This is a genomic window from Streptomyces sp. NPDC111606 (assembly GCF_055656945.1).
This window is the reverse complement of sequence record NZ_JBVKBY010000011.1, coordinates 320,102-342,130: the sequence shown is the minus strand read 5'-3', so window position 1 is coordinate 342,130 and position 22,029 is coordinate 320,102. Positions and strand designations below refer to the sequence as shown.

Here is a 22,029-nt window from a genome sequence, read left to right as displayed (position 1 = left end):
TCCGAACCGACTTCTCGGGAGCTGACACCCCATGCACCTCACCGCACCGGCCACCACGCGCCCCGGCACCCGCACCCGCGACGCCGACGGCATGGCCGTGGCGTCCTTCATCCTCGGCCTCCTCGGCCTCCTCGTCTTCAACCTCTTCCTCGGCCCGACCGCGATCGTCCTGGCCGCGGCTTCCCTGTGGCGAGGCACCCAGCGCAGGGGTCGCGCCTACCTGGGCATGGGCCTCGGCGTCGCCGACCTGCTGGTCCTGCTGGCCTTCGTGCAGGTGGACAACACGCTGTCCTGGAGCTTCTAGGGGTTCCGGAGCACCGGCATCCGCATCCGCCGGCAAGCGGCTTGGGACGAGCCGCAGCCGCGGACGGTCCGCCGGGCGCCGCCCACTGTCTGCCGTCGGCTGACCGGCGCGGCCCGCTGGCCAAGCCGCCGGAGCTGCGGGAGCCGGCAGCTGCGGGAGTGTTTCGCGCGCTGCCTGCCGCCCGCCGTCGGCCCCACCAGGCGTTGCCTGCCCTCCGTCGTTCACGCGCCGGCGCCGGCCGGCCGCCGCGGGCCGTCGGTCGATCGCTGACCGGGCTGCCCCCGCTCTGGGAGTGGTTCGCGCGCTGACCGCCGTCGGTCGAACCGTCACCCCCGTGGGCAGTCGTTCCGTAGGGCGGAACGCGTGGGCACGGGCCGCAGTGCCGGCTGGGTCGCCACCGAAGGCGTCCGGAACGCGGGCAAGGCGCAATCCAGCCACACTCCGCGGCAACCTGGGCACGAGGCCACGTGGCGGCGCCCGTAGAATCGGGCTCACCATGGCTTACCTCGACCACGCCGCGACGACCCCCATGCTCCCGGAGGCGGCAGAGGCCCTGACCGCCCACCTGAGCGTCACCGGCAACGCCTCCTCCCTCCACGCATCCGGCCGCCGCGCGAGGCGATCCGTCGAGGAGGCCCGCGAGACCCTCGCGGAAGCGCTCGGCGCCCGCCCCAGCGAGGTCGTCCTCACCTCCGGCGGCACCGAGGCCGACAACCTCGCGGTCAAGGGCCTGTACTGGTCCCGCCGAGACGCCGACCCGGCCGGCACCCGCACCCGCATCCTGGCGAGCCCCGTCGAGCACCACGCCGTCCTCGACGCAGTCCACTGGCTCGGCGAGCACGAGGGCGCCAAGGTCGAATACCTCCCGGTCGACTCCCACGGCCGGGTCCACCCGGACGCCCTGCGCGAAGCCATCGCCCGCGACCCCCACGACGTCGCCCTCGCCACCGTGATGTGGGCCAACAACGAGATCGGCACCGTCATGCCGATCCGCGAACTGGCCGACGTGGCAAAGGAGTTCGACATCCCCCTGCACGCCGACGCCGTCCAGGCCTTCGGCCAGGTCCCCGTCGACTTCGCCGCCTCCGGCCTCGCCGCGATGACGGTCTCCGGCCACAAGATCGGCGGCCCGTACGGCATCGGCGCCCTGATGCTCGGCCGTGATCACACCCCCGTGCCCGTCCTGCACGGCGGCGGCCAGGAACGCCACGTCCGCTCCGGCACCCTCGACGTCCCCGCCATCGCCTCCTTCGCGGTCGCCGGCCGCCTCGCCGCCGAGCAGCGCGAGTGGTTCGACCGGGAGATCGGCGCCCTGCGCGACGCCCTGGTCGAAGCGGTCCGTACGGCCGTCCCGGACGCGATCCTCGGCGGCGACCCGGCACCCGGCGGCCGCCTCCCGGCCAACGCGCACTTCACCTTCCCGGGCTGCGAGGGCGACTCCCTGCTCCTGCTGCTCGACGCCCAGGGCATCGAGTGCTCCACCGGCTCCGCCTGCACCGCGGGCGTCGCCCAGCCCAGCCACGTCCTCCTGGCCACCGGCACCGACCCCGACCTGGCCCGCGGCACCCTCCGCTTCTCCCTCGGCCACACCTCCACGGAGGCCGACGTCGAGGCGGTCGCCAAGGCGATCGGCCCGGCGGTGGAACGCGCGCGGGCGGCCGGCCTCACATAGAGCGCTACGCGGGCGCCGTACGCGCCGCCCGCACCAGCTTCATGTACCGGTCCCAGTCCCAGTGCTTCCCGGGGTCCGTGTGGTCGGTCCCCGGCACCTCCACGTGCCCGATGATGTGCTCGCGGTCGACGGGGATGTCATAGCGCGCGCATATCCGGGCCGTCAGCCGCGCCGAGGCCTCGTACATCTCGTCCGTGAGGTCCTGCGGCCGCTCCACGAAGCCCTCGTGCTCGATGCCGACACTGCGCTCGTTGTAGTCGCGATTGCCCGCGTGGTACGCCACGTCCAGCTCGCGGATCATCTGCGTGACGTGGCCGTCCTTGCGGACGATGTAGTGCGCGGCCGCCCCGTGTTCCGGGTCCTGGAACACCTTCACCGCGCTGTCGAAGCTGCCCTGGGTGACATGGATGATCACCATGTCTATGCCGTAGTCGTCGGGCCGGTCCGCCCGCCGCCAGTTCGCGTCCGACGCCGCCACCCACCGCGCGCCGGTGTAGTCGACCTCGCCCTCCTTGCGCGGCTTCTCCACGCCCGGCACCCGCCACCACAGCCGCGCGAGCTCGTCGCGGGCCAGCACGGCCGAGCCCGCCGCCGCCACTGCCCCACCGATCAGCAATGCGCGACGGCCGACCTTCCGGTCGCCGTCCTTCGGAGCCTTCCGCTGTCCCATGTGATCGTCAACGGATACTCGCGGGTCCTGGTTCCCACGCCCCCGTACCCTGGAAGGGTTATGACTGACACCGCGCAGCCCTCCCGCCCCCTCCGTGTCCTCGCCGCCATGTCCGGCGGGGTCGACTCCGCCGTCGCCGCCGCCCGCGCGGCCGAGGCCGGCCATGACGTCACCGGCGTCCACCTCGCGCTCTCCGCGAACCCCCAATCCTTCCGCACGGGCGCGCGGGGCTGTTGCACCATCGAGGACTCCCGCGACGCCCGCCGCGCCGCGGACGTCATCGGCATCCCGTTCTACGTGTGGGACCTCGCCGACCGCTTCCGCGAGGACGTGGTCGAGGACTTCGTCGCCGAGTACGAGGCCGGCCGCACCCCGAACCCCTGCCTGCGCTGCAACGAGAAGATCAAGTTCGCGGCCCTGCTGGACAAGGCCCTGGCCCTCGGCTTCGACGCGGTCTGCACCGGCCACTACGCGACGGTCGTGCTGACCGAGGACGGCACCCGCGAGCTGCACCGCGCCTCCGACATGGCCAAGGACCAGTCGTACGTCCTCGGCGTCCTGGACGAGCAGCAGCTCGCACACGCGATGTTCCCGCTCGGCGACACCCTGACGACGAAGGACGAGATCCGCGCGGAGGCGGAGCGCCGCGGCCTGGCGGTCGCGAAGAAGCCCGACTCGCACGACATCTGCTTCATCGCCGACGGCGACACCCAGGGCTTCCTCGCGAACCGCCTCGGCAAGGCGGAGGGCGACATCGTCGACGAGGCGGGCGCGAAGCTCGGCACGCACGAGGGCGCGTACGGCTTCACCATCGGCCAGCGCAAGGGCCTGCGCATCGGCACCCCGGCCCCCGACGGCAAGCCTCGCTACGTCCTCGACATCTCGCCGGTCAACAACACGGTGACCGTCGGCCCGGCGGACTCCCTGGACGTCAGCGCCCTCACCGCCATCAAGCCCCGCTGGTGCGGCACCGCCCCGACCGGCCCCGGCACCTACACCGCCCAGCTGCGCGCCCACGGCGGCGAGACCGAGGTGACCGCCGAGCTGGTCGACGGCACCCTGGAGGTCAGCTTCACGGACCCGGTCCGCGGAGTGGCCCCCGGCCAGGCGATCGTCCTGTACGACGGCACGCGCGTGGTGGGCTCGGCGACGATTGCGTCGACTCAGCGGGCGACGACAGCGGCCGTCTGAGGCGAGGCGCCCGGGTGGAGCCGCACTCCAGGCACACGCGTGTGCCGGTATCCGGCCGCGATCACGCCCCGAAGAACTCCGCGAGCACCGGCCCGAGAACGTCCGGCTCCACCATGTGGGTCTGCCCCTCCAGGCTCCGGTACGTCCCCTCGGGCACGGTCTCCGCGACCGCCCGCGTCGCCTCACGCATCCACGCGGGGCTCAGGCTGCCCGCGACCGCCAGCACCGGCACCCCGATCGAGGCCAGCCGGTCCTGGGGGAGCAGACCGTCGCCCATCACGGCGTCGTCGTACGCCAGGCTCGGCGCGATGGTCTCCAGACCGGGCCACATGGGCGACTGGCGGGCACCCTGGATCATCTGCTCGGCCATGCCCGTGAGCCGCAGGAAGAGCTCGACGGCGTCCCCGCGCCGGTCTTCCGCCAGCGCCTCGGTCAGCCGCTCGGTGTACTCCGCCCGCTCCTTGGCGCCGCCCTCGTAGACGGCGAACGGCACCTCGTACACGGCGACCTGACGCACCGGCAGCCCGCTCGCCGCCGCCTCGAGCGCCAGGGCGCCGCCCGACGAGACACCGTAGAGCGCCGCCTCGCCGCCCACCGCCTCGATCAGCGCGGCAAGATCCTCGACCTCGCGCTCCACCGCGTACGGCTGGGTGTCACCGCTCTCGCCGCGCCCGCGACGGTCGTACGAGACGACCCTGAAGCGGTCCGCGAGAGGTACGGCCAGCGGCGCGACAGTGGCCCCGGTGGACATCGCCCCACTGACCAGGATCACCGCCGGCCCCTGCCCGCTGCTCTGGTACGCGATGGAGGTGCCGTCGTGCGAAATGGTGTTCTTGTCCATGCCTGTGGAGATTGCCGTATGGGGCGCTCCTAATCGTCTACGACACCTCGACTTCGTAGAAGCACAGATGGTCCTTGATCTCGGCCACGTCCGGCTTCGGGTCCGGATAGGCCCAGACGAGGTCGGCCGCGTCGGGCAGCGACCAGTAGGAGGCCGTTCCCTTGAAGGGGCAGTAGGAATGGGTCTCCGAGGGCGTCAGCAGGTCCAGGCGTACGTCCTCCGGCGGGATGTAGTAGCGCACGGGACAACCCGTCTCCCGCAGGAGGAGCGGGCGGTCGGATTCAGCCAGGATCTGGTCGCCGCGGACGACCCGCACCCGTCGCGTGCCCTGCTCGATCGTGATCGTGTGTCCTTGAGCCATATCGGAAAAGCGCTCGCGGGCCCCCAGTTCTTCCCGCGTACGGTGGCTGCATGCGTATCTGTGTCTTCCTTTCCGCCGCCGACCTCGACGACCGTTACACGCGACCCGCGCGCGAGTTCGCGAAACTGCTGGGCAAGGGCGGGCACACGCTCGTGTGGGGCGGCTCCGACGTCGGGCTGATGAAGGTGGTCGCCGACGGGGTGCAGGAAGCGGGCGGCCGGCTGGTCGGGGTCTCCGTGCAGTTCCTGGCCTCCAAGGTCCGGCCGGGCGTCGACGAGATGGTGATCGCGAAGGACCTGGCCGAGCGCAAGAAGCTGCTGCTGGAGAAGGCCGACGCGGTGGTCATCATGGTCGGCGGCACCGGGACCCTCGACGAGGCGACGGAGATCCTTGAACTGAAGAAGCACGGCCACACGGACAAGCCGGTGGTCCTGCTCAACACCGCGGGCTTCTACGACGGCCTGAAGGAGCAGTTCCGCCGCATGGATGACGAGGGCTTCCTGCCCCGCCCTCTGACCGACCTGGTGTTCTTCGCGGAGGAGCCGGTGGGAGCGCTGGCGTACCTGGAGGAGAGCCAGGGAGTGGAGTGACCGGGCACTGATGCGAGCATGGCGGGCATGGCTACTCATGTGATCACCGGAGCGGGCTCCGGCATCGGCGCGGCCGTCGCCCGCCGTCTGCACGCGCGCGGGGACGATCTCGTCCTCCACGCGCGCGACGCGGGCCGGGCGAAGGAGCTGGTGGCGCAGTTCCCCGGCGCGAAGACGCTGGTCGGCGATCTGGCGGACCCGGACAAGCTGTCCTGGGCCTTCTCCCACCAGACGCTCCCGGGCCGGGTGGACTCCCTGCTCCACATCGCCGGGGTCGTGGACCTCGGCGCGGTGGGCGACCTGACCCCGAAGTCCTGGCGCCATCAGCTGAACGTCAACCTGATCGCCCCGGCGGAACTGACCCGCCACTTCCTTCCCCAGCTCCGCACCGCCCGCGGCCACGTGATCTTCGTGAACTCGGGCGCGGGCCTGCGCGCGAGCGCCGAGTGGTCCGCATACGCCGCGTCCAAGCACGGCCTGAAGGCCCTGGCCGACTCCCTGCGCAACGAGGAGCACGGCAACGGCGTCCGGGTCACGTCCGTCTACCCCGGCCGCACCGCCAGCCCGATGCAGGCGAAGGTCCACCAGCAGGAGGGCAAGGAGTACGACGAGTCGCAGTGGATCGACCCCGAGTCGGTCGCCACGACGATCCTGATGGCCCTGGACCTCCCGAGGGACGCGGAGGTCAACGACCTGACGGTCCGGCCGGGCAGCTGACGGCACCGCCCGGATACTTCAGCCCGTCCGGCGTTTGAGGACGAGGCCCGCAGGGCCGAAGCAGGGGTCTGGGGGCGGCAGCCCCCAGGCACGGTCCCACCGCGCGTGCTCACCGCGCAGGAACCCCCGGAGGGGTTACGTAGGCTTCGGGGGTGAGCGACAACACCACCCAGGCCGCCTTCGGCGGAGCCACCGGCATCGGTTCCATGCCCGGCGGCGACGCCCGTGAGGCCGCCAAGACCGTCACCGGGTCCTTCGAGGACTTCCCGTTCCTCGCCGAGCTGCCCGCCCGCGGCCCCGGCGCGGACATGATCGGGCGGACCGCGGGGATGCTCGTCGAGCTGTACGCGCGAGTGGAGCCCAGCGGATGGCGGATCGGGGACCGGCCGGGGCGGGACACCAGGCGGGCGAGGTCGTGGCTGGGGCAGGACCTCGACGCACTGGAGGAGTTCACCCAGGGATACGAGGGGCTGCTCAAGGTCCAGGCCGTCGGGCCCTGGACCCTGGCCGCGGCCCTGGAACTGAAGAACGGCGAGGTCGTTCTCTCCGACGCCGGCGCCTGCCGCGACCTCGCCGCCTCGCTCGCCGAGGGGCTGCGGCAGCACCTGGAGGAGGTCGCGCGCCGGGTACCCGGCGCGCAGCTCGTCCTCCAGCTCGACGAGCCCTCCCTCGTCGCCGTACTGCGCGGGCACGTGAAGTCGGCCAGCGGCTACCGGACCCACCGTGCCGTGGACCGGCAGATCGTCGAGGCCACCCTCCGCGACGTCGTCGGGGTTCACGGCGGCGGCCCCGTCGTGGTCCACTCATGCGCGCCGGACGTCCCGTTCGCCCTGCTGCGCCGGGCGGGCGCGGCGGCGGTCTCCTTCGACTTCTCGCTCCTCACCGAACGTGACGACGACGCGATCGGTGAGGCCGTGGAAGGGGGCACCCGGCTCTTCGCAGGTGTCGTCCCCGGCACGGACGGCCCATTGTCAGACCCTGCCGGTAGCGTCATGGGTGTCAGGACGTTGTGGCGCAGGCTGGGGCTGTCACCGGGGCTTCTCGCGGAGGCGGTCACGGTCACGCCGTCGTGCGGACTCGCGGGGGCCTCTCCGCAGTACGCGCGCAAGGCACTCGCGCACTGCGCCCGGGCGGCGAGATCCCTCGCGGACAACCCAGAGTAACGGGAGGACCATACGGTGGCCGGCGACAAGCAAGCGGAGACGACGGTGCCCGCACAGGCACGGGAGAAGCACGCGAAGCTCGCTGAGCAGATCGAGGAGCACCGCTTCCGGTACTACGTGAAGGACGCTCCGGTCATCAGCGACGCGGAGTTCGACGAGCTCCTGCGCTCGCTCGAAGCGCTGGAGGACGAGTATCCGGAGCTGCGCACCCCGGACTCGCCGACCCAGAAGGTCGCCGTCGAGTACGAGACGGACCTCGCCGAGGTGGAGCACCGCGAGCGCATGCTCTCCCTGGACAACGTCTTCGACGACGCGGGCCTCGCGGCCTGGGCGGAGAGAGTGGCCCGGGACGTCGGCGGTCCCGACTACCACCTGCTGTGCGAGCTCAAGGTCGACGGGCTCGCGGTGAACCTGACGTACGAGGACGGCCGGCTCACCCGGGCCGCCACCCGGGGCACCGGACGGATCGGCGAGGACATCACGCCCAACGTCATGACGATCGCGGAGATCCCGCATCGGCTGCACGGCGACCGTGTGCCGCGGCTCGTCGAGATCCGCGGCGAGGTCTACTTCCCGATGGAGGCCTTCGCGGACCTCAACGCCCGGCGTGTGAAGGCCGGGGAGAAGCCGTACGCCAACCCGCGCAACTCCGCCTCCGGTTCGCTGCGGCAGAAGGACCCCAAGGTCACGGCCACGCTGCCGCTGCACATGGTGGTCCACGGCATCGGCGCCCTGGAGGGGTACGAGGGCATGACCCGCCTCTCCGAGGCCTACGACCTGCTCAAGAGCTGGGGCCTGCCCACCTCCACGCACGCCCGGGTGGTCGACGGCCTCGACGGCGTCCGGGAGTTCATCGCGTACTACGGCGAGAACCGCCACTCCGTGGAGCACGAGATCGACGGCGTCGTCGTCAAGCTCGACGAGATCCCGCTCCAGGGCCGCCTCGGTTCGACCTCGCGCGCGCCGCGCTGGGCGATCGCGTACAAGTACGCGCCGGAGGAGGTCAACACCAAGCTCATCAACATCCGTGTGGGCGTGGGCCGTACGGGCCGGGTCACGCCGTACGCCCAGGTCGAGCCGGTCACGGTCGCGGGCTCGGAGGTCGAGTTCGCCACCCTGCACAACCAGGACGTCGTCAAGGCGAAGGGCGTCCTCATCGGTGACACGGTGGTGCTGCGCAAGGCCGGTGACGTGATCCCGGAGATCCTCGGGCCCGTGGTGGACCTGCGTGACGGCAGCGAGCGCGAGTTCGTGATGCCGTCCGAGTGCCCGGAATGCGGCACGGCGCTCAGGCCGATGAAGGAGGCCGACGTCGACCTGCGCTGCCCGAACGCCCGCAGCTGTCCGGCCCAGTTGCGTGAGCGCCTGTTCTATCTCGCGGGCCGCAAGGCGCTGGACATCGAGCATTTCGGCTATGTGGCCGCCGCCGCGCTCACCAAGCCGCTGGAGCCGTCCGAGCCGCCGCTGCTGGACGAGGGTGACCTGTTCGACCTGACCGTCGAGCAGCTGCTGCCCATCAAGGCGTACGTCCTGGACCAGGACAGCGGTCTGCCCAAGCGCGACCCGAAGACCGGCGAGGAGAAGATCGTCACGATCTTCGCCAACCAGCAGGGCGAGCCCAAGAAGAACGCGGTCGCGATGCTGGAGAACATCGCCGCAGCGAAGGCGCGTCCGCTCGCCCGTATCCTCACCGGCCTGTCGATCCGCCATGTCGGACCGGTCGCAGCCGAGGCGCTGGCCCGCGAATTCCGCTCCATCGAACGTATCGAGCAGGCCGGCGAGGAGGAGTTGGCGAACACCGACGGCGTCGGCCCGATCATCGCCGCCTCGCTGAAGGAGTGGTTCGCCGAGGAGTGGCACCAGGAGATCCTGCGCAAGTGGAAGGCGGCCGGCGTACGCACGGAGGAGGAGGGCTCCGGGGAGGACGAGGGACCGCGTCCGCTGGAAGGGCTTACTGTCGTCGTCACCGGCACTCTGGAGCACTTCACCCGCGATGGTGCCAAGGAGGCGCTGCAAACTCGCGGAGCGAAAGTGACCGGTTCCGTTTCGAAGAAGACATCTTTTGTTGTCGTAGGTGACAACCCTGGGTCCAAGTACGACAAGGCAATGCAGGTCAAGGTGCCAGTTCTGAACGAGGACGGCTTCAACGTCCTCCTGGAGCAGGGGCCCGACGCGGCGGCCGAAGTTGCGCTACCCGCAGAGGAGTAGCGGTTGAAGCCTCCCCGATCGGCGCATATCAGATGCATACGGGTGGCTGGGGCGCATTCGGGCAACCGTCGACGACCGCTGCCCGTGGAAGCCTTCTGCGGCCTACTGTTGAGGTGTGCGCCTGCCGTGCCCAGCTGCGGTCGGGGCATCCCCTTGGCTCTGCAGAGCTTTGAAGGGCGAGGGGAAGGGTTTTCCAACGCGGTGCCGTTGAAGGTTGTTGTCGGGCATCGGGCCGCGTGGCGTGGGCACCGCCGGCTGTGAGAGGGACGGGAATGGAACCGACCGAGAGCGCCGCCCCCGACTCACGGCTGCGCCGGATGGCCGGCGCGTGGCGGGGGTGGGCGGCACGGACCGCGGAGCGTTCGCGGGCGGAAAGAGGTGCGGGGAGCGCCGCCGGCCGGAAGGCCATGACGGAGGATCGCACCGCCGTGCCATTCAACGCCGAGCGCGCCGACGGGCTGCCCGGCGCGGATCACGAACGGCACCTGTCCTGGCCCGCGCTGCCCGCGGCGGTCGTCGCTGCGGCCGGCTTCGTTCTCGGCGCCGGGTTCTACCGGGCGTTCTCCGGCGACCACGCCCTCTTCCCGTCCGGCACCGTCGGCTGGTCCCTGGCCGTGCTGACCGGCATCATCGTCGGCCACCTGGTGGCCCTCGGCCGCGCCCGCTGGTGGGGCGGCACCGGATCCGGCGCCGCCCTCACCCTCGCCGTACTGATGCTGTACGGCTGGGTGCCCGCCGGGATGGTCAGCCTCACCGTCGTCGTTCTGGTCGGCATCGCCCGGCGCGGGCGCTGGCTGCAGGGTGTGCTGCACGGCGCGGTGGACATCCTCGGCATCGCCGCCGGAGCCCTCGTGCTGGCCGCCTTCGGCCGGGTGCCGACCGTCGAGCACCCCTGGGACCCCGACACCTGGACCCTTTACACCGCCCCCGGCGTGGTGCTCGTCGCCGTCTCCTATCTCGCGGTCACCCGGGTCCTGCTCTGGTACCTGCACGCCCCGCGCGGCGGCCTGCCCACCGTCGCCCGCACCGCCCTGGTCAGACAGGGACTGGTCGCGGTCGCGCTGCTCGGCATCGCCCCGCTGGTGTGCGTGGTCGCCACCGCCAAGCCCCTGCTGCTGCCGCTGTTCTCCATCCCCCTCGTCGCCCTCGACTCCACCCTGTGGATCGCCAGGGCCCGGGCGGAGGAGCAACTGCGCGACCCGCTGACCGGGCTGCCCAACCGGCAGTGGCTGCTGGAGCGCATCTGGACCGCGCTCGACGACGCCGAGCGCATCGGCGCCCGGTCCGCCCTGATGCTGATCGACCTCGACCGTTTCCGGTCGGTCAATGACACGCTCGGTCATCTCGCCGGTGACCGGTTGCTGTTGCAGATAGCCGACCGGCTGCGGCTCGCCCTGCCGCGCGGAGCGGAGGCCGCGCGGCTCGGTGGTGACGAGTTCGCCGTCTTACTGCCGGTCGCCGACTCCACCACGTCCGCGACCCGGGTGGCCCGCAGCCTCGTCGCCGCCCTCAGCTCCCCGCTCGACCTCGACGGCCTCACCCTGGTCCTGGAGGCCAGCGCCGGTGTCGCGGTCTTCCCCGACCACGCGCTCGACGCCGAGGGGCTGCTGCGGCGCGCGGACGTGGCGATGTACCAGGCGAAGCGGGACCGTACCGGCGTGGAGGTCTACGAGTCGAAGCGGGACTCCAACACCCCGGACCGGCTGGGCCTGCTGGGAGATCTGCGCCGGGCGCTCGACGCGCACGAGGTCGAGCTGCACTACCAGCCGAAGGTCCGCTTCGACGGACAGGTCGCCGGCCTGGAGGCCCTGGTCCGCTGGGTGCATCCCGAGCGCGGGAAGGTGCCGCCGGACGAGTTCATAGCGATCGCCGAGTCGTCCGGGCTGATGCCGCATCTGACGGAGTACGTGCTGGAGACGGCGCTCGGGCAGGTGGCCCGGTGGCGGTCCCAGGGGCTGTTCGTGCCCGTCGCCGTGAACGTCTCGCCGCGTGACGTCCACACCCCCGGATTCGCCGGCTCCGTCGCCGCCCGGCTCGCCCGCCACGGTGTTCCCGCGGGAGCGCTCCAACTGGAGATAACGGAACACGTCCTGCTGGAGGACCCGCAGCGGGCCGCGGACACGCTCGCCGGGCTCACCGGCCACGGCGTGAAGATGTCCCTGGACGACTTCGGCACCGGGTACTCGTCCCTCGTGCACCTCAGACGGCTGCCCGTGAGCGAACTGAAGATCGACCGCTCGTTCGTGGCCCGGCTCGCGGTGGACAACGAGGACGCGGAGATCGTGCGCTGCACCGTGGACCTCGCGCACTCGCTGGGCCTGCTCGTGGTCGCCGAGGGCGTCGAGGACGACGAGACCTGGGAACGCCTGCGGGATCTGGGCTGCGACGCCGTACAGGGATGGCTGGTCGCCGCGGCGATGCCGCCCGAGGAGACCACGGCCTGGCTGCTGGCGCGGGGATCGCGCGGGTGGCAGCGGCCGCGGGCGGCGCTGCCGGCCGCCGAGTAGGTCTCCCGCGAGTGCCGCGAGGGGTGGTGCGGCGGCTGCGGCGCCGTCGTGGCCGGTCGCGCAGTTCCCCGCGACCCTCAGGGCGTTTCCAGCCGCACGCTGCCACCGAATCGGTTCAGCGACTCGCGCCTGCCGTGAAGTGTCCTATCAGCAGCGCCAACCTCTGCTCATGATCCCTCTCCGGTAGCCGCCCGCTGCGCATCAGGGTCACCAGACCGTGCAGCCCCGCCCAGTACGTCTCCGTCAGCACCCCCAGGTCCTCGCCCGCCCCGGCGATCGGCTCCACCGCTGCCGCGATCTCCCCGAAGGCTCGTTTCAGCGGCTCCGGCGCCTCGGCCGTGGCGAACGGCAGGTCCACCCGGTACGTGAACATGGCGTCGTAGAGCGCCGGTCGGCGTCGGCCGAAGGCCGTGTACGTCTCGCCCACCGCCGTCAGCGCCGCGCTGGTGCCCTTCGCCGCCGTACGTGCCGCGTGCAGTTCGTCCGCCAGATCCGCGCATCCCTGCACCGCGACCGCGGCCATGATCGCGTCCTTGCCCTTGAAGTGGCTGTAGAGGACCGGCTGGCTGTACTCGATCTCCGCCGCCAGTCGGCGGGTCGTCACCGCGTCCCAGCCCTCGGCCTCCGCGAGTTCCCGCGCGGCCGTGACGATCAACCGCTCGCGTTCCGCTCGTTCGCGCTCCCTGCGCGTCTGGATCGACATGCCAGGAATTCTAGCAGTGCTAGCACGGCTGTCGATGCTCTGTTAGCCTCGCTCTTGTCTCTAGCAGTGCTAGCGAGGAGTGAAGACATGACCGTGACCGCCTACACCCTGGCCGTCGTGCTCAACCTGTTCTGCGTGTTCCTCGGGTACCGGTTCCTGTTCCAGCCCGCCTCCGCCGCCACCGGTTACGGCGTCCCGGCCCGACCGGACGGCGACGCCGGCGCCTATCTCTCGATCAAGGGTCTGAGGGACGGCACCTTTGGTCTGCTGGGCCTGGCGCTCCTGTTCTTCGTGGGCGCCCGCGCCGAGGCCTGGTTCATGCTCGCCGTGGCGATCGTGCCGCTCTGCGACACACTGATAGTGCTGCGGCACGGCGGAACGAAGGCTGTCGCGTTCGGGATCCACTTCGCCACGGCGGTCGTCGTCCTGATTACCGCCGCCCTGCTCTTCCTCGTCTGACCTCGTCCGAGTACGTCAAGACCGTCACCGGGGGTTCGGCATGTCGCTGTCCGTTCCGAAGTTCGATGAGTCCGTGATCGTCCGCGCGGCCGAGGCGGAGGTCGTCGGCCGCGCGCCCACCACCATGCGTCTGCTGGCCGACAGCAGCCGGACGGGCGGTGCGCTGTCCACCCAGCGCGTCACGCTCGCGAGCGGTGCCGACGGCGCCAAACCGCACTGGCACGACAACTCCGCCGAGATGTTCTTCCTGCTCGACGGCGCCGCCGAGATCCTCTCCGGCGACGACGTCGTCACCGCCGGCCCCGGCGACCTCGTCGTCGTACCCCCCGGAAAACCGCACGCCTTCGGCGCCGTGCCGGGCGCCGACGCCGACCTTCTGATCGTTATCACCCCCGGCGTCGAGCGCTTCGAGTACTTCCGCCACCTCCAGCGCATCGCCCTCGGCGAGGCCACCCCGGAGAGCCTGCTGGAGGTGCAGGAGCTGTACGACAACCACTTCCTCAGGAGCGAGGTCTGGGAGGGGCGCCGGCACTGACGGACGAGGCCCTGGGAAACCGTTTCACGGGCACAGGTCCCCGACCCATAGGATTGGGCCAAACCACACACACTCACCCCAGAGGATCGCTGCATGCCTGGCATCACGCGCGAGGAGGTCGCCCACCTCGCCCGGCTGGCGCGTCTGGAGCTGAAGCCCGAAGAGCTCGAGCACTTCGCGGGACAGCTGGACGACATCATCGGCGCGGTCGCACGCGTCAGTGAGGTCGCCGACCAAGACGTACCGCCGACCTCGCACCCGCTCCCGCTGACGAACGTCATGCGGGCGGACGAGGTCCGTCCGTCGCTCACCCCCGAGCAGGCGCTCTCCGGCGCCCCGGCCCAGGAGCAGCAGCGTTTCAAGGTGCCGCAGATCCTGGGGGAGGACTAATCGCCATGACGGACATCATCAAGCTCACGGCCGCCGAGACCGCCGCGAAGATCGCCTCCGGCGAGCTCACCGCGGTCGAGGTCACCGAGGCCCACCTGGCCCGCATCGAGGCCGTCGACGAGAAGGTGCACGCCTTCCTGCACGTCGACCGCGAGGGTGCACTGGCGCAGGCCCGCGCCGTCGACGAGAAGCGGGCCAAGGGCGAGAAGCTCGGCCCGCTGGCCGGCGTCCCGCTCGCGCTGAAGGACATCTTCACCACCGAGGGCGTGCCCACGACCGTCGGTTCGAAGATCCTCGAGGGCTGGATCCCGCCGTACGACGCGACGCTCACCAAGCGGCTGAAGGCCGCCGACGTCGTCATCCTCGGCAAGACCAACATGGACGAGTTCGCCATGGGGTCCTCCACCGAGAACAGCGCCTACGGCCCGACCGGCAACCCGTGGGACCTCACCAAGATCCCCGGTGGATCGGGTGGCGGCTCCTCCGCCGCGCTCGCCTCCTTCCAGGCCCCGCTCGCCATCGGCACCGACACCGGCGGCTCCATCCGCCAGCCGGCCTCCGTCACCGGCACGGTCGGCGTGAAGCCGACGTACGGCGCGGTGTCCCGCTACGGCATGGTCGCCTTCTCCAGCTCCCTCGACCAGGGCGGCCCCTGTGCCCGTACGGTCCTGGACGCGGCCCTGCTGCACGAGGTCATCGCCGGGCACGACCCGATGGACTCCACCTCGATCGACGCGCCGGTCCCGCCGGTCGTCGAGGCCGCCCGCAACGGCAGCGTCGAAGGCATGCGCGTCGGCGTCGTCAAGCAGTTCCGCGGCGAGGGCTACCAGGCCGGCGTCATCCAGCGCTTCGACGAGTCCGTCGAGCTGCTGAAGGAGTTGGGCGCGCAGATCGTCGAGCTGGACTGCCCGTCCTTCGACCTGGCGCTCTCGGCGTACTACCTGATCGCGCCCTCCGAGTGCTCCTCCAACCTCGCCCGCTTCGACGGCCTGCGCTACGGCCTGCGGACCGGCGACGACGGCACGAACTCCGCCGAGGCGGTCACGTCGATCACCCGCGAGGCCGGCTTCGGCCCCGAGGTGAAGCGCCGCATCATGCTCGGCACGTACGCCCTGTCGAGCGGGTACTACGACGCGTACTACGGCAGCGCCCAGAAGGTCCGCACGCTCATCACCCGCGACTTCGAGAAGGCCTTCGAGCAGGTCGACGTGATCGTCTCCCCGACGACGCCGACCACCGCCTTCGCGATCGGCGAGCGTGCCGACGACCCGATGGCGATGTACCTCGCCGACCTCTGCACCATCCCGACCAACCTGGCGGGCAACGCGGCCATGTCGCTGCCCTGCGGTCTCGCCCCGGAGGACAACCTCCCCGTCGGCCTGCAGATCATCGCTCCGGCGTTGAAGGACGACCGGCTCTACAAGGTCGGCGCTGCTGTCGAGGCCGCCTTCGTGGAAAGGTGGGGGCACCCGCTGATCGAGGAGGCTCCGTCGCTGTGAGTGCACTGACCAAGGCCAAGGGCTTCAAGAAGTCCAAGTCCGGTACGTACCTGTCCATGGCCGCCACCGCGTTCGGCGCGTTCGGCGTCGCAAAGCGGCTCAAGACGGCCCGCGCCGAGAAGGACACGCTGGTCCTGATCGACGCCACCGTGTCCGCCGCCGCCATCGTCACCGGCCTCGCCATCCTCTACCGCGAGCTGAAGCGGCTGGGCGACGACGACGTCCTGCTGGGCTGAGAGGGAAGTTTCACCGTGACCACCACGACCGACCTGGTGTCGTACGAGGACGCGCTGGCGTCGTACGACCCCGTCATGGGCCTTGAGGTCCATGTCGAACTCGGCACCAAGACCAAGATGTTCTGCGGCTGTTCGACCGAACTCGGTCAGGACGCCAACACGCAGACCTGTCCCACCTGCCTCGGCATGCCCGGCGCGCTCCCGGTCGTCAACGCGATCGGCGTGGAGTCGGCGATCAAGATCGGTCTCGCGCTGAACTGCGAGATCGCCGAGTGGTGCCGCTTCGCCCGGAAGAACTACTTCTATCCGGACATGCCGAAGAACTTCCAGACCTCCCAGTACGACGAGCCGATCGCCTTCAACGGCTACCTCGACGTCCAGCTGGAGGACGGCGAGACGTTCCGCGTGGACATCGAGCGCGCCCACATGGAGGAGGACACCGGCAAGTCGACGCACGTCGGCGGTGCCACGGGCCGTATCCACGGCGCCTCGCACTCGCTCCTCGACTACAACCGCGCCGGCATCCCGCTCATCGAGATCGTCACCAAGCCGATCGTCGGTGCGGGCGAGCGTGCCCCCGAGGTGGCGAAGGCGTACGTGCGTGAGCTGCGCGAGCTCATCAAGGCGCTCGGCGTCTCCGAGGCCCGTATGGAGATGGGCCAGATGCGCTGCGACGTGAACCTGTCGCTGCGCCCGCACGGTCGCGAGAAGTTCGGCACGCGGTCCGAGACGAAGAACGTCAACTCGCTGCGGTCCGTGGAGCGCGCGGCCCGCTACGAGATCCAGCGGCACGCCGCCGTGCTGAGCGGTGGCGGGACGATCATCCAGGAGACGCGGCACTTCCACGAGGACACCGGGTCGACGACCTCGGGCCGCGTGAAGGAAGAGGCCGAGGACTACCGGTACTTCCCCGAGCCGGACCTGGTGCCGGTGGCCCCCTCGCGCGAGTGGGTCGAGGAGATCCGGGCGGGTCTCCCGGAGCTGCCGCTGGTCCGCCGTACCCGACTCCTGGCGGAGTGGGGCATCTCGGCCGTCGAGATGCAGGCGATCCTCAACGCCGGTGCGCTGGACCCGATCGTCGCGACGATCGACGCCGGTGCCGACGCCGCCTCCGCCCGCAAGTGGTGGATGGGCGAACTCGCCCGCAGCGCCAACGAGTCGGGCAAGGCGCTCGACGAGCTGGCCATCACGCCGGCGCAGGTGGCCCGCGTCACCGAGCTGGTCTCGAAGGGCGACCTGAACGACAAGCTGGCCCGCCAGGTCATCGAGGGCGTTCTCGCGGGCGAGGGCACCCCGGACGAGGTCGTCGACAAGCGCGGTCTGAAGGTCGTCTCGGACGAGGGCGCGCTCACCACGGCCGTCGAGGAGGCCATCGCCGGCAACCCGGCCATCGCGGACAAGATCCGCGGCGGCAAGGTGGCCGCGGCCGGCGCCCTGGTCGGCGCCGTCATGAAGGCCACCCGTGGCCAGGCCGACGCGGCACGCGTCAAGGAGCTGATCCTTCAGCAGCTGGGCGTCAGCGAGGGCTGAGCCGAAGCGCGTACGGCCCCGGAGGCAAGTCCTCCGGGGCCGTCGCCTTGCGCAGCGCTACGGCTTACGGCGTCCTACGAGCCGTACGAAGCCCAGCGCGCGGCCCTCGTCATGGCGCAGCATCTCGCCGACCTGGCGGGCCATCGTGCGATGCCACTCCTCCGGGCTCTCTTCGGCGATCACCTCGCACCACAGCAGCCAGTCACGCCAACCGTCGTCCAGCCAGTCGGCGGCCTCGACCTCGACGGCGCCGCTGCGGGTCCACTGGCGTCGCCACCAGTCGGCGGCGTGGAAGCACCAGTAGTCAGGCTCCCACCACGGCTCGAGATGCTCCGGCGGCTCGAGCCCCTCCGGCTCCTCCCGCAGCGCGGGCACGACGACGCCGATCCGCCCGCCGGGCCTCAACAGCCGCGTCAGGGTGGGCAGATAGAGATCGTCGGTGCCGAAGTACTGGTACGCGTCGACGCTCACGATCGCGTCGAAGCTGCCCTCGGCGAACGGCAGGTCGTGCGCCTCGGCGTGCACGGGCAGCACACGGTCGGCGAAACCGGCCTCGGCGATGCGCCGGGCGTTGTCGTCGGGCTTGATCCACAGGTCGGCCGCGGTGACCTGGGCGTCGTACTCCCTGGCCAGGAAGACCGAGGTCATCGCCCGTCCGCAGCCCAGGTCGAGGACGCGCGCGCCGGGGCGCAGGGCGTCCAGGCCGAGGGCGGGGGCGAGCCACTCCAGCAGCCAGAGGGCGTTCGGACCCATCTGGTTCTCCACGACCCAGCGGGGGTCGTAGCTGGTGCTGCGTGGATAGCGAGCGTGGGTCAGCCGCTTGGTGAGGTCCTCACTCGAGGTCCTCGGGGTGATGTCCGGCATCGGTGAACGGGCTCCTTGAGTCCGGGACGGCGGAATGGGATACGGAGGAGCTCGGCCGGACGCTCAAACAATGCACCTGCTCAGGTCGGCGGCGGTGGGCCGCAGCATGGCTGACCTCCGGAAACTAGCAGTGGCAGGTACGGCCCGGCATCCGGTTTCCCGGCGTGACCCGCTACGCTCGCCCGCCATGAGTGGACGCGGTGATTCCGAGATATCCGAGACGGGGGAGGACCGGACCGAGACGCCCGAGGACCTGGACGACGGCAGGGACCTGGAGGATGTCGAAGACCCGGAGGACGTCGACGACCTGGACGACGTCGAGGATCCGGCGCAGGTGGCGCGGCGGGCCCGCTGGACTGCGGCCGGGACCGGGGCACTGCTCGCCCTTGCCGGGCTGGCCGCCGCGATGCTCCGCGCCACCGGCACCGCGCCGGCCCTCGTCCCGACCGCCTACGCCGTCGGCGCGGCCTTCTGCGCGCTGGCCGCGTTCCTCGGCTCGCGGGGTCGCACCCGGCGGGCGCTGTGGCTGCTCGTCACCGGGGTGATGGTGATGGCGCTGGGGGATCAGTTCGACTGATGTGAAGGGCGGCACTCGTGAGTGACAGAGTGACCGTTACTGTCCTGTGATCTGCCTCCCACTCGTGTGAATAAACGCACGAACGGGGCAAACGATCATTTCCGCCTGCGAGAGTTTGCTTCACATCGCTCACGCGTTCTTTGCGGGCTGTTCACTTCACATGAACGACTGTTCCCGGTCAAAGATCCACATATAGCCCTGGGAGCACGTTCGTGGCAGCCCTTGCACGCTGGTGTGTCCAGCGCCGCCTCGTCGCCGTACTGCTCTGGCTCGTTGCCTTCGGCGGGGTGAGTGCGGCCGCCGCCGTGACCGGCTCCGCGTACTCGAACGACTACCAGGTCCCCGGCACCGAATCGGGCCGCGCCACCCAGCTGCTGGAAGACGGCTTCCCCGGGCTCGGCGGCGACAGCGGCACCGTCGTCTGGCACACCACCTCCGGCACCGTGCGCGCCGCCGACGTCGAGCAGACCATGACGCGCACCCTGGACGAGATCGCGGAACTGCCCGGAGTGGCGGCCGTGAGCAGCCCGTACGACAAGCAGGGCGCCGCGCAGATCAGCGAGGACGGACACACGGCGTACGCCACCGTGACTTTCCACGCCGGAGCCGAGAGCCTCGACGAGGGCGACGCACAGGCCGTCGTGGGCGCGGCCAAGGACGCCGAGGCCGACGGGCTTCAGGTGGAGCTGGGCGGCAGCGCCGTCGGGGTCACCGAGTCGCCGGGCGGGCACATCGCCGAGGTCGTCGGGGTGGCCGTGGCGGCCGTCGTGCTCTTCCTCGCCTTCGGCTCGCTCGCCGCCTCGCTGCTTCCCATCGCCACCGCGCTGGTGAGCGTCGGCACCGCGTACGCCGGGATCGCGCTGCTCGGGCACGCCATGACCGTCGCCGACTTCGCGCCCATGCTCGGCATGCTGATCGGGCTCGGCGTCGGCATCGACTACGCGCTGTTCATCGTCACCCGGCACCGGCGCGGGCTGAAACGCGGGCTGCCCGTCGCCGAGTCGATCACGAACGCCGTCGCGACCACCGGGCGGGCCGTCGTGTTCGCAGGTGCCACCGTGTGCATCGCCCTGCTCGGCATGCTGATCCTGCAGCTGAGCTTCCTCAACGGCGTCGCGATAGCCGCCTCGCTGACCGTGGTCCTGACGGTCGCCGCCTCCGTGACCCTGCTGCCCGCGCTGCTGTCCTTCATCGGCATGCGAGCCCTGAGCCGTCGCGAGCGGCGCCGACTGGCGGAGCACGGACCTCAGCCCGAGCTGCCCACCGGGTTCGCCGCCCGCTGGTCGGCGTTCGTGGAGCGCCACCCCAAGGCACTCGGCGCGATCGCCCTGTCCCTCATCGCGGTCCTCGCGCTGCCCACCCTCGGCCTGCGCCTCGGCACCTCCGACCAGGGCAACAACCCTCAGTCCGCCACCACCCGCCAGGCCTACGACCTCCTCGCCGACGGCTTCGGCCCCGGCGTGAACGGCCCGCTCACCCTCGTCACCCAGGTCGACGGCGGCGACGACAAGCTCGCCCTGGACAACCTCGACGCCACCCTGCGCACCACCGAGGGCGTCGCGGCGGTGACCCCGGTGACGTACAACAGCGGCGGTAACACCGCCTACCTCACCGTCGTACCGGAGTCCTCGCCCCAGTCGCAGCAGACCAGCGACCTCGTCGACCGGCTGCGCTCCGAGGTTCTGCCGCGCGCCGAGACCGGCACCTCGCTCGATGTGCAGGTCGGCGGCATGACGGCCGGCTACGACGACTTCGCCGACGTGATCGTCGGCAAGCTGCCGTTGTTCGTCGGCGTCGTCATCGGCCTGGGCTGTCTGCTGCTCCTGCTCGCCTTCCGGTCCGTCGGCATACCGCTGAAGGCCGCCGCGATGAACGTCGCCGCGGTCGCCGCCGCCTTCGGTGTCGTCGTCGCGATCTTCCAGTGGGGCTGGGGGAGCGAGCTGCTGGGGCTGGGCCGCGCCGGGCCGATCGAGCCCTTCCTCCCCGTGATCATGGTGTCGGTGCTGTTCGGCCTCTCCATGGACTACCAGGTCTTCCTGGTCAGCCGGATGTACGAGGAGTGGCTGGAGACCGGTGACAACCGGCGGGCCGTGCGGATCGGCCTCGCCGAGACCGGGCGGGTGATCAACTCCGCCGCGGTCATCATGATCTCGGTCTTCCTCGCCTTCGTCCTCAGCGGCGACCGCGTGATCGCCATGTTCGGCATCGCGCTGGCCGCCGCCGTCGCCCTCGACGCCTTCGTCCTGCGCACCCTCCTCGTCCCCGCCCTGATGCACATGCTCGGCGGCGCCAACTGGTGGCTGCCCCGCTGGCTCGACAAGCGCATGCCCCGCATCAGCATCGAACCGCCCGAGTCCCGCGCCGCCCATGAGAGGCTCACCGACGTCGTGGCGGAACTGGAGAAGGAGCAGCGGGGCGATGTACGCGATATCGCTGGGTGACGACGGAGCCGAGTTGCGGCCCCTGGAGCCCTGGCACGCCGAGGAGTTCCTGGCCCATCTGGAGCGCGGGCGGGAGTTCATCAACGAGTACGTCCCCTTCGGCTCGACGGCCACGGACGTGGACGCCGCGCGTGGCGTGCTCCAGCGGTACGCCGACATGCGCGCCGCCGACACCGGGTCCCTGCACGGCCTGTGGCTGGAGGGCAAGCTGGTCGGCGGGGTGCTCTTCCTCAACTTCGACGCCGAGAACGCCAACTGCGAGGTCGGCTGCTGGCTGGAACCCGTCGGCACCGGGCGGGGGCTCGTCACGCGCGCGATGCGCGTACTCGTCGACTTCGCCGTCGAGCAGCGCGGCATCCACCGCGTCGAGTGGATCGCCTCCGCCGGGAACACGGCCAGCCTGAACGTGGCGCGCCGCCTCGGCATGACCCGCGAGGGCGTGCGCAGGGAGAGCTACCCCTATCGTGGGGTGCGGCACGACCTTGAGGTGTGGTCGATCCTGGCCCCCGAGTGGCGTGAGGCACGCACGCGTGCCGTCCACAATGATCAGTAAGAGGCCTCAACGATCATT

At 70.9% G+C, this 22,029-nt stretch carries 22 protein-coding genes; 17 read left to right on the top strand and 5 right to left on the bottom strand.

Annotated features, from left to right (window positions below):
• The first annotated feature begins 31 nt into the window (after positions 1-31).
• Together ACZ7M7_RS34480 and ACZ7M7_RS34475 are read left to right on the top strand one after the other, a co-directional pair.
• Positions 32-304 (top strand): DUF4190 domain-containing protein, encoded by a 273-nt coding sequence (locus tag ACZ7M7_RS34480; protein WP_383607512.1) that lies wholly within the window; start codon positions 32-34, stop codon positions 302-304.
• Between the two features lie 496 nt (positions 305-800).
• Positions 801-1,976 (top strand): cysteine desulfurase family protein, encoded by a 1,176-nt coding sequence (locus ACZ7M7_RS34475; RefSeq protein ID WP_472123811.1) that lies wholly within the window; start codon positions 801-803, stop codon positions 1,974-1,976.
• A 4-nt stretch (positions 1,977-1,980) separates the two neighbouring features.
• Here the strand turns inward: ACZ7M7_RS34475 and ACZ7M7_RS34470 are convergent, their stop codons facing one another.
• Positions 1,981-2,646: an N-acetylmuramoyl-L-alanine amidase gene (locus ACZ7M7_RS34470; RefSeq protein WP_383628578.1), complete on the bottom strand. Its 666-nt coding sequence runs from the start codon at positions 2,644-2,646 to the stop codon at positions 1,981-1,983.
• A gap of 60 nt (positions 2,647-2,706) precedes the next feature.
• Here ACZ7M7_RS34470 and mnmA point away from each other — a divergent pair, with 60 nt between their 5' ends.
• Complete coding sequence (gene mnmA, locus ACZ7M7_RS34465; protein WP_383607509.1) at positions 2,707-3,837, top strand: tRNA 2-thiouridine(34) synthase MnmA; 1,131 nt, start codon at positions 2,707-2,709, stop codon at positions 3,835-3,837.
• A gap of 61 nt (positions 3,838-3,898) precedes the next feature.
• Here mnmA and ACZ7M7_RS34460 read toward each other — a convergent pair whose 3' ends face one another.
• Both ACZ7M7_RS34460 and ACZ7M7_RS34455 read right to left on the bottom strand, forming a co-directional pair.
• Positions 3,899-4,678 (bottom strand): alpha/beta fold hydrolase, encoded by a 780-nt coding sequence (locus tag ACZ7M7_RS34460; protein ID WP_472123807.1) that lies wholly within the window; start codon positions 4,676-4,678, stop codon positions 3,899-3,901.
• 37 nt (positions 4,679-4,715) lie between these two features.
• Entirely contained in the window at positions 4,716-5,039 is a 324-nt protein-coding gene (locus tag ACZ7M7_RS34455; RefSeq protein WP_383607507.1) for a DUF427 domain-containing protein, read from the bottom strand.
• A 50-nt stretch (positions 5,040-5,089) separates the two neighbouring features.
• Here ACZ7M7_RS34455 and ACZ7M7_RS34450 point away from each other — a divergent pair, with 50 nt between their 5' ends.
• From ACZ7M7_RS34450 to ACZ7M7_RS34430, 5 genes are all read left to right on the top strand, one after another.
• The gene (locus ACZ7M7_RS34450) at positions 5,090-5,629 is read left to right on the top strand and encodes an LOG family protein (protein WP_328879048.1); all 540 of its coding nucleotides are present in this window, start codon (positions 5,090-5,092) and stop codon (positions 5,627-5,629) included.
• Between the two features lie 27 nt (positions 5,630-5,656).
• On the top strand, positions 5,657-6,346 hold the full coding sequence (locus tag ACZ7M7_RS34445; RefSeq protein WP_472123803.1) for an SDR family oxidoreductase: 690 nt from the start codon (positions 5,657-5,659) through the stop codon (positions 6,344-6,346).
• A gap of 152 nt (positions 6,347-6,498) precedes the next feature.
• Positions 6,499-7,509, top strand: coding sequence for a methionine synthase (locus ACZ7M7_RS34440; RefSeq protein WP_472123800.1), 1,011 nt, complete (start codon positions 6,499-6,501; stop codon positions 7,507-7,509).
• Positions 7,510-7,524: 15 nt separating this feature from the next.
• On the top strand, positions 7,525-9,717 hold the full coding sequence (ligA, locus tag ACZ7M7_RS34435; protein WP_472123797.1) for an NAD-dependent DNA ligase LigA: 2,193 nt from the start codon (positions 7,525-7,527) through the stop codon (positions 9,715-9,717).
• A 272-nt stretch (positions 9,718-9,989) separates the two neighbouring features.
• Positions 9,990-12,224, top strand: a complete 2,235-nt coding sequence (locus ACZ7M7_RS34430) for a putative bifunctional diguanylate cyclase/phosphodiesterase (protein ID WP_472123794.1) — start codon at positions 9,990-9,992, stop codon at positions 12,222-12,224.
• A gap of 115 nt (positions 12,225-12,339) precedes the next feature.
• Here the strand turns inward: ACZ7M7_RS34430 and ACZ7M7_RS34425 are convergent, their stop codons facing one another.
• Positions 12,340-12,927, bottom strand: coding sequence for a TetR/AcrR family transcriptional regulator (locus ACZ7M7_RS34425; protein ID WP_472123791.1), 588 nt, complete (start codon positions 12,925-12,927; stop codon positions 12,340-12,342).
• Between the two features lie 87 nt (positions 12,928-13,014).
• On the opposite strand from ACZ7M7_RS34425, the gene ACZ7M7_RS34420 reads away from it, so the two are divergent.
• The 6 genes from ACZ7M7_RS34420 to gatB all read left to right on the top strand — a co-directional run bounded on the left by ACZ7M7_RS34420 (position 13,015) and on the right by gatB (position 17,576).
• On the top strand, positions 13,015-13,386 hold the full coding sequence (locus ACZ7M7_RS34420) for a DUF4267 domain-containing protein (protein WP_472123788.1): 372 nt from the start codon (positions 13,015-13,017) through the stop codon (positions 13,384-13,386).
• 40 nt (positions 13,387-13,426) lie between these two features.
• Positions 13,427-13,921, top strand: coding sequence for a cupin domain-containing protein (locus tag ACZ7M7_RS34415; RefSeq protein WP_451177388.1), 495 nt, complete (start codon positions 13,427-13,429; stop codon positions 13,919-13,921).
• 93 nt (positions 13,922-14,014) lie between these two features.
• Complete coding sequence (gene gatC / locus ACZ7M7_RS34410; RefSeq protein WP_007384860.1) at positions 14,015-14,311, top strand: Asp-tRNA(Asn)/Glu-tRNA(Gln) amidotransferase subunit GatC; 297 nt, start codon at positions 14,015-14,017, stop codon at positions 14,309-14,311.
• A gap of 5 nt (positions 14,312-14,316) precedes the next feature.
• Complete coding sequence (gene gatA, locus ACZ7M7_RS34405) at positions 14,317-15,810, top strand: Asp-tRNA(Asn)/Glu-tRNA(Gln) amidotransferase subunit GatA (RefSeq protein ID WP_451177390.1); 1,494 nt, start codon at positions 14,317-14,319, stop codon at positions 15,808-15,810.
• Positions 15,807-16,046, top strand: a complete 240-nt coding sequence (locus tag ACZ7M7_RS34400) for a hypothetical protein (protein WP_328423132.1) — start codon at positions 15,807-15,809, stop codon at positions 16,044-16,046. The genes gatA and ACZ7M7_RS34400 overlap by 4 nt, the downstream gene beginning before the upstream one ends.
• A 15-nt stretch (positions 16,047-16,061) precedes the next feature.
• Complete coding sequence (gatB, locus tag ACZ7M7_RS34395) at positions 16,062-17,576, top strand: Asp-tRNA(Asn)/Glu-tRNA(Gln) amidotransferase subunit GatB (protein ID WP_427839805.1); 1,515 nt, start codon at positions 16,062-16,064, stop codon at positions 17,574-17,576.
• A gap of 57 nt (positions 17,577-17,633) precedes the next feature.
• On the opposite strand, the gene ACZ7M7_RS34390 is transcribed toward gatB, so the two are convergent.
• A complete protein-coding gene (locus ACZ7M7_RS34390; protein WP_472123784.1) occupies positions 17,634-18,440 on the bottom strand; it encodes an SAM-dependent methyltransferase in 807 nt (268 codons plus the stop codon).
• A gap of 187 nt (positions 18,441-18,627) precedes the next feature.
• Here ACZ7M7_RS34390 and ACZ7M7_RS34385 point away from each other — a divergent pair, with 187 nt between their 5' ends.
• The 3 genes from ACZ7M7_RS34385 (at position 18,628) to ACZ7M7_RS34375 (ending at position 22,011) form a co-directional block, all read left to right on the top strand.
• A complete protein-coding gene (locus ACZ7M7_RS34385) occupies positions 18,628-19,017 on the top strand; it encodes a hypothetical protein (protein WP_472123782.1) in 390 nt (129 codons plus the stop codon).
• Positions 19,018-19,229: 212 nt separating this feature from the next.
• Complete coding sequence (locus tag ACZ7M7_RS34380; protein ID WP_472123780.1) at positions 19,230-21,458, top strand: MMPL family transporter; 2,229 nt, start codon at positions 19,230-19,232, stop codon at positions 21,456-21,458.
• Positions 21,436-22,011 carry a GNAT family N-acetyltransferase gene (locus ACZ7M7_RS34375; protein WP_472123777.1) on the top strand — a complete coding sequence of 192 codons (576 nt, stop codon included), beginning with the start codon at positions 21,436-21,438 and terminating at the stop codon, positions 22,009-22,011. The genes ACZ7M7_RS34380 and ACZ7M7_RS34375 overlap by 23 nt, the downstream gene beginning before the upstream one ends.
• The last annotated feature ends 18 nt before the right edge of the window (positions 22,012-22,029 follow it).

Coding starts and splice junctions, on each gene's coding strand:
- gatC (WP_007384860.1), top strand. CDS start 14,015: ATGCCTGGCATCACGCGCGAGGAGGTCGCCCACCTCGCCCGGCTGGCG.
- ACZ7M7_RS34475 (WP_472123811.1), top strand. CDS start 801: ATGGCTTACCTCGACCACGCCGCGACGACCCCCATGCTCCCGGAGGCG.
- ACZ7M7_RS34390 (WP_472123784.1), bottom strand. CDS start 18,440: ATGCCGGACATCACCCCGAGGACCTCGAGTGAGGACCTCACCAAGCGG.
- ACZ7M7_RS34385 (WP_472123782.1), top strand. CDS start 18,628: ATGAGTGGACGCGGTGATTCCGAGATATCCGAGACGGGGGAGGACCGG.
- ACZ7M7_RS34460 (WP_472123807.1), bottom strand. CDS start 4,678: ATGGACAAGAACACCATTTCGCACGACGGCACCTCCATCGCGTACCAG.
- ACZ7M7_RS34470 (WP_383628578.1), bottom strand. CDS start 2,646: ATGGGACAGCGGAAGGCTCCGAAGGACGGCGACCGGAAGGTCGGCCGT.
- ACZ7M7_RS34445 (WP_472123803.1), top strand. CDS start 5,657: ATGGCTACTCATGTGATCACCGGAGCGGGCTCCGGCATCGGCGCGGCC.
- ACZ7M7_RS34375 (WP_472123777.1), top strand. CDS start 21,436: ATGTACGCGATATCGCTGGGTGACGACGGAGCCGAGTTGCGGCCCCTG.
- ACZ7M7_RS34480 (WP_383607512.1), top strand. CDS start 32: ATGCACCTCACCGCACCGGCCACCACGCGCCCCGGCACCCGCACCCGC.
- ACZ7M7_RS34425 (WP_472123791.1), bottom strand. CDS start 12,927: ATGTCGATCCAGACGCGCAGGGAGCGCGAACGAGCGGAACGCGAGCGG.
- ACZ7M7_RS34415 (WP_451177388.1), top strand. CDS start 13,427: ATGTCGCTGTCCGTTCCGAAGTTCGATGAGTCCGTGATCGTCCGCGCG.
- ACZ7M7_RS34455 (WP_383607507.1), bottom strand. CDS start 5,039: ATGGCTCAAGGACACACGATCACGATCGAGCAGGGCACGCGACGGGTG.
- ACZ7M7_RS34450 (WP_328879048.1), top strand. CDS start 5,090: ATGCGTATCTGTGTCTTCCTTTCCGCCGCCGACCTCGACGACCGTTAC.
- ACZ7M7_RS34430 (WP_472123794.1), top strand. CDS start 9,990: ATGGAACCGACCGAGAGCGCCGCCCCCGACTCACGGCTGCGCCGGATG.
- ACZ7M7_RS34420 (WP_472123788.1), top strand. CDS start 13,015: ATGACCGTGACCGCCTACACCCTGGCCGTCGTGCTCAACCTGTTCTGC.
- mnmA (WP_383607509.1), top strand. CDS start 2,707: ATGACTGACACCGCGCAGCCCTCCCGCCCCCTCCGTGTCCTCGCCGCC.
- gatA (WP_451177390.1), top strand. CDS start 14,317: ATGACGGACATCATCAAGCTCACGGCCGCCGAGACCGCCGCGAAGATC.